Origin of the sequence: Pseudomonas sp. PP3 (assembly GCF_905336995.1) — a bacterium.
Lineage (GTDB): Bacteria > Pseudomonadota > Gammaproteobacteria > Pseudomonadales > Pseudomonadaceae > Aquipseudomonas > Aquipseudomonas reinekei.
Genome location: NZ_HG995459.1, coordinates 1,964,530 through 1,977,317 on the forward strand (window position 1 = coordinate 1,964,530; position 12,788 = coordinate 1,977,317).

Genomic DNA, 12,788 nt, shown 5'->3' on the forward strand with positions numbered 1-12,788 from the left:
GATGCGTTTGCTTCTGGTGGAAGATCACGTGCCTATGGCCGACGAACTGTTGGCCGGCCTGAATCGCCAAGGGTACGCCGTGGACTGGCTGGCCGATGGTCGCGACGCCGTGCATCAGGGCAGTACCGAGCCCTATGACCTGATCATTCTCGACCTCGGTTTGCCGGGGGTGCCGGGCCTCGACGTGCTGGCCCAATGGCGCGCCGGTGGTCTGGCGACGCCGGTGCTGATCCTCACCGCGCGCGGTTCCTGGGCCGACCGCATCGAGGGCCTGAAGGCCGGTGCCGACGATTACCTGACCAAACCGTTCCATCCCGAAGAACTGCATTTACGCATCCAGGCCTTGTTGCGCCGCTCCCATGGCCAGGCCAATCAACCGACGCTCAAGGCCGCAGGGCTGCATCTGGATGAGGGCCGTCAATGCGTGATCCGCGATGGCGCGGACATTCAGCTCACCGCCGCCGAGTTCCGCTTGCTGCGGTATTTCATGCTGCACCCCGAACAAATCCTTTCCAAAAGCCACCTCGCCGAGCACCTCTATGACGGTGAAACCGAGCGCGATTCCAACGTGCTGGAAGTCCACGTCAATCACCTGCGGCGCAAGCTCGGCAAAAGCGTGATCGAAACCCGTCGCGGCCAGGGTTACCTCTTTGGCGGGCAAGCGCGTTGAGGTCGATCCAGCGGCGCTTGAGCCTGGGCTTGATCAGCGTGATGGTGATTGTCGGCCTGATACTGGCGCAAACCAGTTTGTGGCTGTTCGAAATGGGCTTGCAGCGCTACCTCGAGGCCGGGTTGCGCAACGACAGCGAGAACCTGCTGGTGGCACTGGCGCGCGGCCCGCAGGGATTGCAGCTGGATGAGCGACGCTTGTCACCGGCCTATCAACGGCCGTTTTCCGGCCACTACTTCCGTATCGATTTTGCCGACAGCCATTGGCGTTCGCGTTCGTTGTGGGACCAGGAGCTGCCGCGACTCGAGCATCCCGGCCTGCACAGCAACCTGCAATTGGGGCCAGAGGGACAGCAGTTACTGGTGTTGCGCTCGGACTATCGACGCCTCGGCCAGTCAATCTCCATCAGCGTGGCGCAGGATTACACGCCGGTGCGCGAGAGCTTCCAGCGGATGCGGCAGGTGGGGTTGGGATTGGGCCTGGCGGGGTTGCTGCTGATTCTGCTATTGCAACGCGTCACCGTGCGCCGCGCCTTGCGTCCCCTGGAAAAGGCCCGCGAGCAGATCGCACAGCTGCAACAGGGCCAGCGCTCGCAACTTGATGAGCAGGTGCCGGTGGAGCTGGAGCCGCTGGTGGCGCAGATCAACCATCTGCTGGCGCACACGGAAGACAGTCTCAAGCGCTCGCGCAATGCGCTGGGCAATCTCGGCCACGCGTTGAAAACTCCGCTGGCGGTGCTGTTGAGCCTGGCCTCGAGCGAGCAACTGGACGCGCACCCGCAACTGCGCAAGGTGCTCAAGGAACAGCTGGAGCAGGTGCAGCAGCGGCTCAATCGCGAACTCAATCGCGCTCGCTTGTCCGGCGATGCACTGCCGGGTGCGCTGTTTGACTGCGACGCCGAACTGCCGGGGTTATTGGCGACACTGAACATGATTCACGGTGAACACCTGGACCTCAGCTACCGCGCCCCGGCCGGGTTACAACTGCCGTGGGATCGCGAGGATCTGCTGGAGTTGCTCGGCAACCTGTTGGACAACGCCTGCAAATGGGCGGACGCCGAAGTCCGGCTGAGTGTGGTCGAGACCGCGAACGGCTTTGAGTTGAGCGTGGAAGACGACGGGCCGGGCATTCCCGAAGGCCAGCGCGATCAGGTGTTCAGTCGCGGCACACGGCTGGATGAACAGACTGACGGGCATGGTTTGGGATTGGGCATCGTGCGCGACATCGTCGACACCTGGGGCGGGGCTTTGCACTTGCAGGAGAGCGAGTGGGGCGGGTTGAAAGTGCTGATTGAACTGCCAAAACGCTGAAATCAAGAATGTTGCACAACCTGTGGCGAGGGAGCTTGCTCCCGCTGGACTGCCCAGCAGTCCCCTTATTTGGGGCTGCTTCACAGCCCGGCGGAAGCAAGCTCCCTCGCCACAAGGTCAGTGTCAGGCTTGGCGCTATGTGTGATGAATCTCCCGATCCTTGGTTTCCGGCATGAAGCAAATCCCCAGAACTGCCGTCATCACCGCAATCACGATCGGATACCACAGCCCGTAATAGATATCCCCGGTGGCCGCCACCATGGCGAAAGCCACCGTCGGCAGGAAGCCACCGAACCAGCCGTTGCCGATGTGATAGGGCAGGGACATCGAGGTGTAGCGGATACGTGCCGGGAACAGTTCCACCAGCCACGCGGCGATCGGGCCGTAAACCATGGTCACGTAGATCACCAGGATGGTCAGGAGCAACAGCACCATTGGATAGTTGGTCTTGGCCGGGTCCGCCTTCTCGGGGTAACCGGCTTCCTTGAGAGCGGTCGCGAGTGTGGCGGTGAAGGCATCGTTGCGGGTCTTGAAGTCGGCGGCCGGCATGCCGGTGCCCTCGAAGCTCTGGATCACCTTGTCGCCGATGCGCACCTGCGCCACAGCCCCAGGCTCGGCTTTCTCGTTCTTATAGGGGATCGCCCGTTTGGCCAGCACGGTCTTGGCCAGGTCGCAGGAACTGGTGAATTTGGCCTTGCCCACCGGGTCGAACTGGAACGAACACTGGTCGGGATCGGCGACCACCGTGACCGGATTCTTCTCCTGTGCGACGAAGACATCGGGGTTACCGTATTGGGTCAGCGCATTGAAGATCGGGAAGTACGTGAGCGCCGCGAGGATGCAGCCGGCCATGATGATCCCTTTGCGGCCGATGCGATCGGACAGGCTGCCGAAGATCACAAAGAACGGCGTGCCGATCAGCAGCGAACCGGCGATCAGCAAGTTGGCGGTTTGCGCATCGATCTTCAGCGTTTGCAGGAGAAAGAACAGTGCATAGAACTGCCCGGTGTACCAGACCACGGCCTGGCCGGCAGTGCCGCCGAGCAGGGCCATGATGACGATTTTCAGGTTGTCCCAACGGGCGAAGGATTCAGTCAGCGGCGCTTTGGACGCCTTGCCCTCGGCCTTCATTTTCAGGAACACCGGCGACTCGCTGAGTTGCAGGCGGATGTACACCGAGACGGCCAACAGCAGGATCGACAGCAGGAACGGAATCCGCCAGCCCCAGGCTTCGAAGGCTTCATTGCCCAGGACGGTGCGGCAGGCAAGGATCACCACCAGCGAAAGAAACAGGCCGAGGGTCGCGGTGGTCTGGATCCACGAAGTGAAATAACCGCGTCTGCCTTTGGGGGCATGCTCGGCCACGTAGGTCGCCGCACCGCCGTACTCGCCGCCGAGCGCCAGGCCCTGCAGCAGGCGCAGGGTGATGAGGATGATCGGTGCTGCCACGCCGATGGTCGCGTAGCCCGGCAGGAAGCCCACAATTGCCGTGGAAACACCCATGATCACGATGGTGATGAGGAAGGTGTGTTTGCGCCCGATCATGTCGCCCAACCGGCCGAACACAATCGCGCCGAATGGCCGCACGGCAAAACCCGCAGCGAACGCGAGCAGGGCGAAGATGAAGGAGGTGGTCTCATTGACGCCGGCGAAGAAGTGCTTGGCGATGATCGCGGCGAGGGAGCCGTACAGGTAAAAGTCGTACCACTCGAAGACGGTGCCCAAGGACGAGGCGAAGATGACCTTGCGCTCCTCCTTGGTGACGCCGTGGTTGGATGCGCTGCCCGTGCTTGTATCGTCGATTGCCGCCATGAGTTTTCTCCGTTGTTCTTGTTGTAGGCCGGAGCACCTCTCATTTATTGCCGTACCCGGGCCTTGGGACACAGACTGACGGCCTCGCATCGCTGCAAGGTTTCCTGAAGCATAATCGGCTTTGGGTAGATATCCACTCGCCATCATTGAGCACGGCAGCGAAGGACTTTTCAGAACTGTAGAAGCGAGCCTGCTTGCGATAGCGGTGTATCAGACACATTTGATACTAAATGTGTCACCACCATCGCCAGCAGGCGGGCTGGCCCTCACAGCGGATCACTGGGGCTTAAACGCGGAACTGATCCATCAAACCCTGCTGATGATTCGCAAGGCAATTGAGTGACTGGCTCACCCGCGCCGATTCATTGGCCTGCCCCGACAGCGACTCGGTCACATCGCGGATGGTCGCGACGTTGTTGTTGATCTCCTCGGCCACCGCGCTTTGCTCTTCGGCGGCACTGGCGATTTGCAGGTTCATGTCGCTGATCACGGTCACCGCCTCGCCGATCTGCCGCAGTGCCGTCACGGCCTGGCCGACCTGCTCGACACTGCCTTGGGCCTGGCGATGGCTGTTGCCCATCGACCCCACCACATCCTGGGTGCCGCTTTGCAATTGCTCGATCACCAGCCGGGTTTCCTCGACGGATTCCTGGGTGCGCCGCGCCAGGTTGCGCACTTCATCGGCCACCACGGCAAACCCGCGCCCGGCCTCACCGGCACGGGCTGCTTCGATGGCGGCATTTAGCGCGAGCAGGTTGGTCTGTTCGGCGATGGCGCGGATCACTTCGAGCACCGAACCGATCTTTTCGCTATTGGCCGCCAGACCTTCGACCTGAATCATCGCCGCGCTCATGTCGGCGGCGAGGTTGTCGATGCTCGCGGTGGTGCGGTCGATCACGGTCAGGCCCTGGCGGGTCGCCTGATCAGCATCCCGGGCGGCTTGCGCTGCCTGGGCCGCGCTGCGGGCCACGTCCTGGGCAGTGGCGCTCATTTCGTGGGACGCGGTGGCGACCTGATCCACCTGACGGAATTGCTGCTCCATGCCGGCGCTGGTCTGGGTGGCGATGGCGGACGACTGGTCGGCGGTGCTGCGAGCGTCCTGCACCGAGCGTTTGACCTCGGCGATGATCGGTTGCAGCTTGTCGAGGAAGCGGTTGAACCAGCCCGCCAATTGGCCCAGCTCATCCTGTTTGTCATAGGCCAGGCGGCGGGTCAGGTCACCTTCGCCGCTGGCGATGTCTTCGAGCATGTGCGCCACGCCCAAAATCGGCTTGGTCACGCTGCGGGCCATCAGCCACACCAGTACCAGCCCGATCAATGCGGCGAGCGCACCCAGGCCCAACTCGGTCAGGGTGCCGGCGGTGTTACCTTCATCCAGTTGCTTTTTCAGGGTCTCGGCGGGGCCGATCAGCACTTTCTCCGGGACGTCGAGCAACACGCCCCAGGATTTTCCACCGGGGATCGGCTGGAACGGCGACAGCACTTTGAGCTGTTGATTGCTGTGCAGGCTGGCGGTCTGGCTGCTGGTCGCGAGGGTGCGCATCAACTCGGCACCGTTGGTGGGGTCGATGGCTTCCAGGCGCTGGCTGAGTTTGCCGGCGTCCGGGCTGTGACCGGCGAGCAGGCCGGCAGGGCTGATAATGCTGACGCTGGTCTGGCCGTCGTAGAGTTTCTTGCTCGCGCCCTGACTGATGGCTTGCAAGCGGTTGAGGTTGATGTCCACCGATAACGAAGCGATCACCTTGCCGTTGACCATCAGCGGGAACACGATGCTGGTCATCAGCACTTTCTGGCCGTCGATCATATAAAAGTAGGGTTCGATCACGCAGGGCTTGAGGCTGGTGCGCGGGCAGGTAAACCAGGCGTTGGCCGGTTCGCCGCTGGGCCCGGTGCTGGTGTCGGTCATGTCGCTTTCCGGCAGCGCCATCGACGTCACCTTGCCCGGCGAAGGCTGCGACCAGTACAGGGCAAAGCGGCCCTTGTCGTTGCTGCCCAATTCGTCCTGGCCGCTGAACAGTTCGTCCTTGCCGTCCAGCCCGTCGGGTTCAAACACCAGGGACAAACCCAGCAGTTCCGGATTGGCTTGCAGGGCCGATTTGACCTGACGGGTCAGGTCTTCGCGCAGGTCGAAGGCATCGAGGAAGCGCTTCTCGGCCTGATCCCGCAGAAACAGCACCTGACGGGAGAATCCATGCCCGTATTGATAGGCGTCCATGAATTGCTGGCGAATGACCAGTGCCTGGTTTTCACCCTGGGACTCGATCCGCGCCTGGGCCGCTTCAGTCAGCATCTCCATGCTCGAGGCTTTCACCATCGCGGAGCTGTGCTCCATGCGGTACAGCGAAAGACCCACCAGCAGGGTCACGATGCCCGCCAGGCACAGCCCGGCCAGCAGGGTGATTTTCCATTGAATGGAAAGTTGTCTGAGCGACATGGAGACGTCCTTTATTCGATAAATATCTGAGACTTTGCACTGTAACGGCAGCCATCTGGCTTTCTTTACGCCGCCCCCGAAAATCGAATCGGCTGTAGTCGCTCGTTTGCCAGCGATGCGGTCGCAGGATCACCGCAAGGTTGCATGGACCCATCGCCAGCAAGCCGGCTCCTACAAAAGGACGCGCCTGACTTTGACAAGGCGGCAGCGGTCCGGCAAAGTGCGCGCCCTTCTAATAAGACCCATTCTTTAACCCGCTGGCGGCCCATGCGAGCTGCCGACCGGACTCTTTCCGTTTGTGTCGAGGTAATGAAATGAATGCAGTAATTGCCGCGGTTGGCGTCATGCTGATACTCAGCCTGTCCCGCGTGCATGTGGTGATCGCGCTGATCGTGGGTGCGCTGGTGGGCGGTTTGACCGGTGGCCTGGGAATCGACGCGACCCTCAAAGCCTTCAACAGCGGCCTCGGCGGCGGGGCGACCGTGGCGTTGTCCTACGCGTTGCTCGGTGCTTTCGCGGTGGCCATTGCCAAGTCCGGCATGGCTCATGCCCTGGCGGACAAAGTGCTGGCGATGGTCGATCGCCAGCACGCCACGGGCGGTGGCCAGGTCAAGTGGTTGTTGATCGGTCTGCTCTGGGTCGTGGCCATTGCCTCGCAGAACATCTTGCCGATACATATCGCCTTCATTCCCTTGCTGGTGCCGCCGCTTCTCTACGTGCTGACCAAGCTGCAGCTGGATCGCCGGTTGATCGCCTGTGTCATTACCTTCGGCCTGATCACCCCGTACATGTTCCTGCCGGTGGGCTTCGGCAACATCTTCCTCAATGAAATCCTGCTGGCCAACGTCGCCCGCAGTGGCGTGGACGTCAGCGGCATCAACGTCACCCACGCCATGGGTATTCCGGCGCTGGGCATGGTGACGGGCTTGCTGATCGCGTTCATCAGCTACCGCAAGAAGCGTGTCTACGACCTGAAAAAGATCGAGCAAGTCGAGCAGGTTGCGGTGCAGTACAACCCGATGAGCCTGATGGTAGCGGCTGTGGCGATTGCCGCAGCCTTCATTATTCAGTTGCTGCTGGACTCGATGATTATTGGTGCGCTGGCCGGTTTCCTGATTTTCTCGGTCTCGGGCATCGTCAAATGGCGCGACACTGACGACCTGTTCACCGAAGGCATGAAGATGATGGCGATGATCGGCTTCATCATGATCGCCGCCTCGGGGTTCGCCGAAGTGATGAAGGCCACCGGCGAGGTGCAGACGCTGGTCGAATCGTCGGCCGCGTACATCGATCACAGCAAAGGCATCGGTGCCTTGCTGATGTTGCTGGTGGGTTTGCTGGTGACTATGGGCATCGGCTCGTCGTTCTCCACCGTGCCGATCCTGGCGGCGATTTTCGTACCGTTGTGTGTGCAGTTGGGCTTCAGCCCGATTGCCATCGTGTGCATCGTCGGCACCGCCGGCGCCCTGGGTGACGCCGGTTCGCCAGCCTCGGACTCGACCCTCGGCCCGACTTCCGGCCTGAACATCGACGGCCAGCACCATCACATCTGGGACACCGTGGTCCCGACTTTCCTGCACTACAACCTGCCGCTGCTGGCGTTTGGCTGGATTGCCGCGATGGTGCTGTAACACCGCAATTCACCCCGTGGGAGCGAGCCTGCTCGCGAAAGCGTCGGCACTTTCAGCATCTATGTGACTGACAGGCCGTCATCGCGAGCAGGCTCGCTCCCACAGTGACCGCGTTCAACTTTTGAATTGGCCTGCCGTTAAAGCTTTAACCACGCCAACAAAATCAAAGAGTGAACGTCATGCGCATGAGCCTGAAGGCTAAAGTCCTGTCCCTTGCCGTCCTCCCGGTGTTGCTCTTCGCGCTGGTCATCAGCCTGACCACGTTGTTTATCCTGCAAGGCCAGGCCCGCCAGGAGGTCGTGGAAACCCGCGAGCGCCTGCTCAGCGATGCCAAGGCGACCCTGCAAAGTTATGTTGCCGTGGCGATGACCACGATCAAGCCGCTGTACGACGCTGCCGCGCAGGGCGACGACGCGGCACGGGCGCAGGCCATCAAGTTGCTGTCGAACATCACCTACGGCAAGGACGGCTACTTCTTCGGCTACGACTCCAACACCGTGCGCCTGTTCAAGGCCAAAGATCCCGAAGGCGTGGGCAAAAGTTTCAAGGACAACCGCGATCCCAACGGGGTTTACGTCAACCGCGACCTGGTGAAAGTCGCCCAGGACGGTACGCACTACCTGCAATACAGCTCGCCGTTGCCGGGCAATAACAAGGTGCTGGTGCCCAAGCTCGGTTACACCGAATATTTGCCGAAGTGGGACATGGCGGTGGGTACGTCGGTCAACCTTGACGGTATCGAAGCGCAAGTCGCCGTGGTCGAGGCCAAGGTTCAGGAGCGCATGCAAGGCGTGGTGCTGAGCATTGTCGGCGTGGCCGTGGTGGTGCTGGTGCTGCTCGCCGCAGCCGGGATGTTGTTGGCCAACACCATTCTGCGCCCGCTGAACCAGATGAAAGCCAACCTCGACGACATCGCGGCGGGCGAGGGTGACCTGACCCGTCGCCTGAACATCACCAGCCAGGATGAGCTGGGCCAACTGGCCGGCTCGTTCAACCGCTTCGTCGACAAGATCCATGGCCTGGTGCGCCAGATCACCGAAATGACTGCACAGTTGACCGGGCTGGTGACCCAGGTTTCCGACCAGGCCAACCGTTCGGACCAGGCCATGGAGCGTCAGCGTCACGAGACCGATCAGGTCGCCACGGCGATCAACGAGATGTCCGCCGCCGCCCAGGAAGTGGCCAAGAGTGCACAAAATGCCGCGGTTGCCGCCCAGCAGACCGATGAAGAAGGACAGGCCGCCAAGCGTGTAGTGGCGGGCAGCATCGTCAAGATTCATGCGTTGGTGGATGACATTCGCAGCAGCGGCGTGTCTTTGGACAGCCTGCAAAAAGACGTGTCGTCGATTGTCAGCGTGCTCGGGGTGATCCGCTCGATCGCCGAGCAGACCAACCTGCTGGCACTCAACGCGGCCATCGAAGCGGCCCGTGCCGGTGAGGCCGGGCGCGGCTTTGCGGTGGTGGCCGATGAAGTACGGGCGCTGGCCAGCCGTACGCAGATCAGCACTCAGGAAATCCAGGGCATGATCGATCGCTTGCAGGCCGGCACTCAATCGGCGGTGGAAGCCATGCGCCGTTCCAGCGAGGCCGGTGACGGCACGTCCGCGCAAGCCAACGAGGCGGGTGCCTCGCTCGATACCATGGCGCAGTTGATTGCCACCATCAATTCGATGAACGCGCAGATCGCCAGCGCCGCCGAGGAACAGACGGCCGTGGCTGAAGAGATCAACCGCAGCGTCCACCAGATTGCGGTGGCGGTCGACAACGTTGCCGATGAAACCCAACTGGGCGCGCAAACCTCGCGCAGCCTGGCGGACCTTGGGCAGCGGCTGGGCAGTCTGGTCGGCCAATTCCGCATCTGACCAGCAACACCCCACTGCAGGAGCCGGCTTGCTGGCGATAGCGCCCTCGAGGACGCCATCGCCAGCAAGCCGGCTCCTACGGTCTGTCCCAGTACGGCACTTCGCCGAAACACTCGACAAAGTAGTCAATCACCGTCCTGACCTTCACCGACAAGCGCCGACTGCCGGGCCAGAGCACGGCGATCTGCTGTGGCTCCAGGCTGTTGGAAACCTGATAGCTCCCCAGCACCGGCACCAGCGTGCCGTTGCGTACCGACTCACCAATCAACCATGAAGGAAACATCACCAAACCCAACCCCTGTTCGGCGGCTTGCGTCAGGGTGTCCGCGTGGTTGCCGGTGAGCGGCCCCTTCACCGAATACGGTACCCACGGCTGGGTGCCCTTGCGGAAAAACCAGCGCTGCAGGCCAGACACGCCTTTGTAGGCCAGGCACTGGTGCCTGGCGAGCTCGTCGGGATGTTCGGGCGTGCCGTGGCGTTGCAAATAGGCCGGGCTCGCCGCCACCTGAAAACGCTGCGGCGCCAGAACCCGCGCCTGCAGGCTGGAGTCGCGCAGCGGGCCGATGCGAAACAGCAGGTCGGCACCTTCTTGCAAAGGCGCGACGTAGCTGTCGGTCTGCTGGATATCCAGTTGCAGCTTCGGATAGCGCGCCCACAGTTGCCCCAGCCACGGCGTCAGGTGCCGCTGGCCGAAAACCACCGGTGCGTTGATGCGCACCAGCCCGCTCGGCTCGCTTTGTTGTTCCAGCAACGCCTGTTCGGCTTCCTCCAGTTGCACCAGCACCAGCCGCGCGTGATCGCCCAGCACCCGGCCAGCTTCGGTGGGCGTAACGGCGCGGGTGTGGCGGTAGAGCAATTGCTGGTTGAGGGCCTGCTCCATCAATTGGATCTGCCGGGAAATTGAAGAGGGTGCCACGCCTTCGCGGCGGGCGACTTCGGAAAAGCTGCCGTGATCGAGTACCGAAACAAACAGCCGAAGCGCCTTGAATCCCAGTTCGTTGAGGCCGTGCATGGTCAATCCTACTGTGCGAGTTACGCAAAAGTGTTGTCCGGATGCTCCCATTTATCGCACAGCTATGCCAGACGATAATGCGCGCCATCGTTCCTTTACGCAGGTGTTGACTATGCAGGCTTCTATTGATGATGTGAGTAGCGCAGCGGCGCCGGCCACCCGCTCCGGGCTACGGCTGTTGCTGCTGCCATTGGTGATTCTGGCCGGTATGGGCCTTTCGGTGGAGGCCGGTCTGCTCGGGCCTTTGGGCGTTCAGGTGGGTCACTTGTGGGCGACCTTGAGCATTTTTGGCGTGGGTTCGGCGATTCTGTTTTTCCTGCTCTTGCTCAGCGGCCCGCAACAGGGCCCGGCCTTTAGTGAGCTGCCGCGCTGGCAATTGATCGGTGGTTTTCTCGGGCCGATCTATGTGGTGGTGCTGACGCTGGCCACCCCGCACATCGGTATCGCGATGACCATGATCGCGATTCTGTCCGGGCAGGTCGGCAAGAGTGTCTTGATCGACCATTTCGGCTGGTTCGGTGCCACGCGCAAAAAGGTGAACGGTGAACGTTGGCTGGCCTTGCTGCTGATTGTCGCGGCACTTGTCCTGATTGCTCGGGGGTAATGATGAGTCTGATTATTTTGTTGGCGGTGGTTGTGGCTGCCGGTGCGGTGTTGAGTGTGCAGGCGGCGATCAATGGGCGCCTGGGTGAAACGGTGGGTGTGCTGCGCAGCAGTTTGCTGACTTTTGTGGTGGGCACGGTGTTGACCGGGTTGCTGATTGTGTTTTTTGAGCCGGCTTACGCGGTGAGTCTGCTGGATGTGCCGAAGTGGCAGCTCAGCGGGGCGCTGTTTGGGGTGGTCTACATGATGGTCATGGTTGGCGCGGTGCCGCGGGTGGGGACGGCGGTGGCGACGGTGGCGGTGATTGTCGGGCAATTGGGGATGGGGATGTTGATCGATAATTTTGGCTGGTTGGGGAATCCGGCGATTGAGTTGTCCTGGAGTCGGGTCGTGGCGATGGTGCTTTTGGGGTTGGCGCTGGTGTTCATGTACCGCAGCAGTAGTCGGTCGGTGGATTCTTCGGCAAACGCGTCCCGTCCCAACTCCTACACTGGTTGAACGGGCTCTTCCTCAAGCCCCGACGACCACTGCCAAAGGAGTCAGCTCCATGACCGATGACCGTACCTGTGACTGTCCGAAATGCAACTGCAAGCTTGGCGAGCATCCGATCGTGCGTCACGGCAAGCACTATTGCTGTGAGGCTTGCGCCAAGCATCACGAACACGGCGAAGAATGCAGCCATAAAGGCTGCAAGTGCGCTCACTGACAACAGCTACCCGCGCACCGGAATGTGGAGCCTAGTCGGGCTCCACTTCCAGTTTCAGGCTGTCATCGTCCAGCCGCTCACTGTGGCGAACGGTGCCGGTCAGGCGGCGGCCTTCGACCCTCAGTACCAGGGTTTTCGCCTGTTCCAGGTCTTCGGGCAAAGGTGCCGGAATGCGCACGGCGAAGCGGATCGGGTCATGTTCGACGTGTTCCAGGCCGACCCGGCATTCAGCGCTTTTGGTGATGCGGCCGAACAGCGTATCCAGTCCATAGTCCAGATGCGCAGGTTGGCTGATGGTTGTGCCTGCCATGTTCTATCCCCCGTACCCGCCGGACTTCAATTTGCCGGCCGCCATTTGACGTTCTCCACACCGAATTTCTCCGCCATCGGCTTGCTGGTCTTCTGCACTTTTTCGCGGCCAAAGCGCGGGATTCGCCCAACGCCCGCGTCGCAACTTGCCCAATGCCAGGCCTCCGCGTTGTCCATTTTTTCCAGACGGATAATGAACGACTTGGGGGCGCCATGAAGGGTGTATTCGATGACGAAAAGTTTTGCGTTGTTCATAAAGCCCTAGATCCTCCCTGTGTACATAGAGGGATCGCACGCCACTGGGAAAATTCATTCGGATTGTCGGACGGTGACGGCGGCCTATCCGTTTCCGCGGTAACGGCGAGTCGTTTTGGCAAATGCCTGGCAACAGCCACCCAAATTCCAAAAATGGATCCAATTCACAGAACTTCCACGAAAC

The 12,788-nt window shown here is 61.4% G+C and carries 12 protein-coding genes; 7 read left to right on the forward strand and 5 right to left on the reverse strand.

Annotation, left to right across the window (positions count from 1 at the left end):
* Position 1 precedes the first annotated feature (1 nt).
* Positions 2-670: a response regulator transcription factor gene (locus KHO07_RS09070; RefSeq protein ID WP_212626979.1), complete on the forward strand. Its 669-nt coding sequence runs from the start codon at positions 2-4 to the stop codon at positions 668-670.
* On the forward strand, positions 667-1,980 hold the full coding sequence (locus tag KHO07_RS09075; RefSeq protein WP_212626980.1) for a sensor histidine kinase: 1,314 nt from the start codon (positions 667-669) through the stop codon (positions 1,978-1,980). Before KHO07_RS09070 ends, KHO07_RS09075 begins: the two co-directional genes overlap by 4 nt.
* 135 nt (positions 1,981-2,115) lie before the next feature.
* Here KHO07_RS09075 and KHO07_RS09080 read toward each other — a convergent pair whose 3' ends face one another.
* Together KHO07_RS09080 and KHO07_RS09085 are read right to left on the reverse strand one after the other, a co-directional pair.
* Complete coding sequence (locus tag KHO07_RS09080) at positions 2,116-3,792, reverse strand: MFS transporter (protein WP_150735431.1); 1,677 nt, start codon at positions 3,790-3,792, stop codon at positions 2,116-2,118.
* Positions 3,793-4,078: 286 nt separating this feature from the next.
* Entirely contained in the window at positions 4,079-6,226 is a 2,148-nt protein-coding gene (locus tag KHO07_RS09085; protein ID WP_212626981.1) for a methyl-accepting chemotaxis protein, read from the reverse strand.
* Positions 6,227-6,540: 314 nt separating this feature from the next.
* Between KHO07_RS09085 and KHO07_RS09090 the strand changes: the two genes are divergently transcribed.
* On the forward strand, positions 6,541-7,857 hold the full coding sequence (locus KHO07_RS09090; protein WP_212626982.1) for a Na+/H+ antiporter NhaC family protein: 1,317 nt from the start codon (positions 6,541-6,543) through the stop codon (positions 7,855-7,857).
* A gap of 179 nt (positions 7,858-8,036) precedes the next feature.
* Positions 8,037-9,719, forward strand: a complete 1,683-nt coding sequence (locus KHO07_RS09095; RefSeq protein ID WP_150735434.1) for a methyl-accepting chemotaxis protein — start codon at positions 8,037-8,039, stop codon at positions 9,717-9,719.
* Between the two features lie 76 nt (positions 9,720-9,795).
* Here KHO07_RS09095 and KHO07_RS09100 read toward each other — a convergent pair whose 3' ends face one another.
* Positions 9,796-10,731 carry a LysR family transcriptional regulator gene (locus KHO07_RS09100; RefSeq protein ID WP_212626983.1) on the reverse strand — a complete coding sequence of 312 codons (936 nt, stop codon included), beginning with the start codon at positions 10,729-10,731 and terminating at the stop codon, positions 9,796-9,798.
* A 112-nt stretch (positions 10,732-10,843) separates the two neighbouring features.
* Here KHO07_RS09100 and KHO07_RS09105 point away from each other — a divergent pair, with 112 nt between their 5' ends.
* The 3 genes from KHO07_RS09105 to KHO07_RS09115 are packed head-to-tail and all read left to right on the forward strand — an operon-like array spanning position 10,844 to position 12,040.
* Positions 10,844-11,335, forward strand: a complete 492-nt coding sequence (locus KHO07_RS09105) for a DMT family transporter (protein ID WP_212626984.1) — start codon at positions 10,844-10,846, stop codon at positions 11,333-11,335.
* A complete protein-coding gene (locus KHO07_RS09110; RefSeq protein WP_212626985.1) occupies positions 11,335-11,832 on the forward strand; it encodes a DMT family transporter in 498 nt (165 codons plus the stop codon). Before KHO07_RS09105 ends, KHO07_RS09110 begins: the two co-directional genes overlap by 1 nt.
* 49 nt (positions 11,833-11,881) lie before the next feature.
* Complete coding sequence (locus KHO07_RS09115; RefSeq protein WP_212626986.1) at positions 11,882-12,040, forward strand: metallothionein; 159 nt, start codon at positions 11,882-11,884, stop codon at positions 12,038-12,040.
* A 31-nt stretch (positions 12,041-12,071) separates the two neighbouring features.
* Here KHO07_RS09115 and KHO07_RS09120 read toward each other — a convergent pair whose 3' ends face one another.
* Both KHO07_RS09120 and KHO07_RS09125 read right to left on the reverse strand, forming a co-directional pair.
* On the reverse strand, positions 12,072-12,350 hold the full coding sequence (locus KHO07_RS09120) for a hypothetical protein (RefSeq protein ID WP_212626987.1): 279 nt from the start codon (positions 12,348-12,350) through the stop codon (positions 12,072-12,074).
* 26 nt (positions 12,351-12,376) lie between these two features.
* Positions 12,377-12,604 (reverse strand): DUF6555 family protein, encoded by a 228-nt coding sequence (locus KHO07_RS09125; RefSeq protein ID WP_064678785.1) that lies wholly within the window; start codon positions 12,602-12,604, stop codon positions 12,377-12,379.
* Between the last annotated feature and the right edge of the window lie 184 nt (positions 12,605-12,788).

Bases quoted from the DNA above. Each gene is read 5' to 3' on its own strand.
- KHO07_RS09070 (WP_212626979.1), top strand. From the start codon at position 2: ATGCGTTTGCTTCTGGTGGAAGATCACGTGCCTATGGCCGACGAACTG.
- KHO07_RS09080 (WP_150735431.1), bottom strand. From the start codon at position 3,792: ATGGCGGCAATCGACGATACAAGCACGGGCAGCGCATCCAACCACGGC.
- KHO07_RS09085 (WP_212626981.1), bottom strand. From the start codon at position 6,226: ATGTCGCTCAGACAACTTTCCATTCAATGGAAAATCACCCTGCTGGCC.
- KHO07_RS09090 (WP_212626982.1), top strand. From the start codon at position 6,541: ATGAATGCAGTAATTGCCGCGGTTGGCGTCATGCTGATACTCAGCCTG.
- KHO07_RS09095 (WP_150735434.1), top strand. From the start codon at position 8,037: ATGCGCATGAGCCTGAAGGCTAAAGTCCTGTCCCTTGCCGTCCTCCCG.
- KHO07_RS09100 (WP_212626983.1), bottom strand. From the start codon at position 10,731: ATGCACGGCCTCAACGAACTGGGATTCAAGGCGCTTCGGCTGTTTGTT.
- KHO07_RS09105 (WP_212626984.1), top strand. From the start codon at position 10,844: ATGCAGGCTTCTATTGATGATGTGAGTAGCGCAGCGGCGCCGGCCACC.
- KHO07_RS09110 (WP_212626985.1), top strand. From the start codon at position 11,335: ATGATGAGTCTGATTATTTTGTTGGCGGTGGTTGTGGCTGCCGGTGCG.
- KHO07_RS09115 (WP_212626986.1), top strand. From the start codon at position 11,882: ATGACCGATGACCGTACCTGTGACTGTCCGAAATGCAACTGCAAGCTT.
- KHO07_RS09120 (WP_212626987.1), bottom strand. From the start codon at position 12,350: ATGGCAGGCACAACCATCAGCCAACCTGCGCATCTGGACTATGGACTG.
- KHO07_RS09125 (WP_064678785.1), bottom strand. From the start codon at position 12,604: ATGAACAACGCAAAACTTTTCGTCATCGAATACACCCTTCATGGCGCC.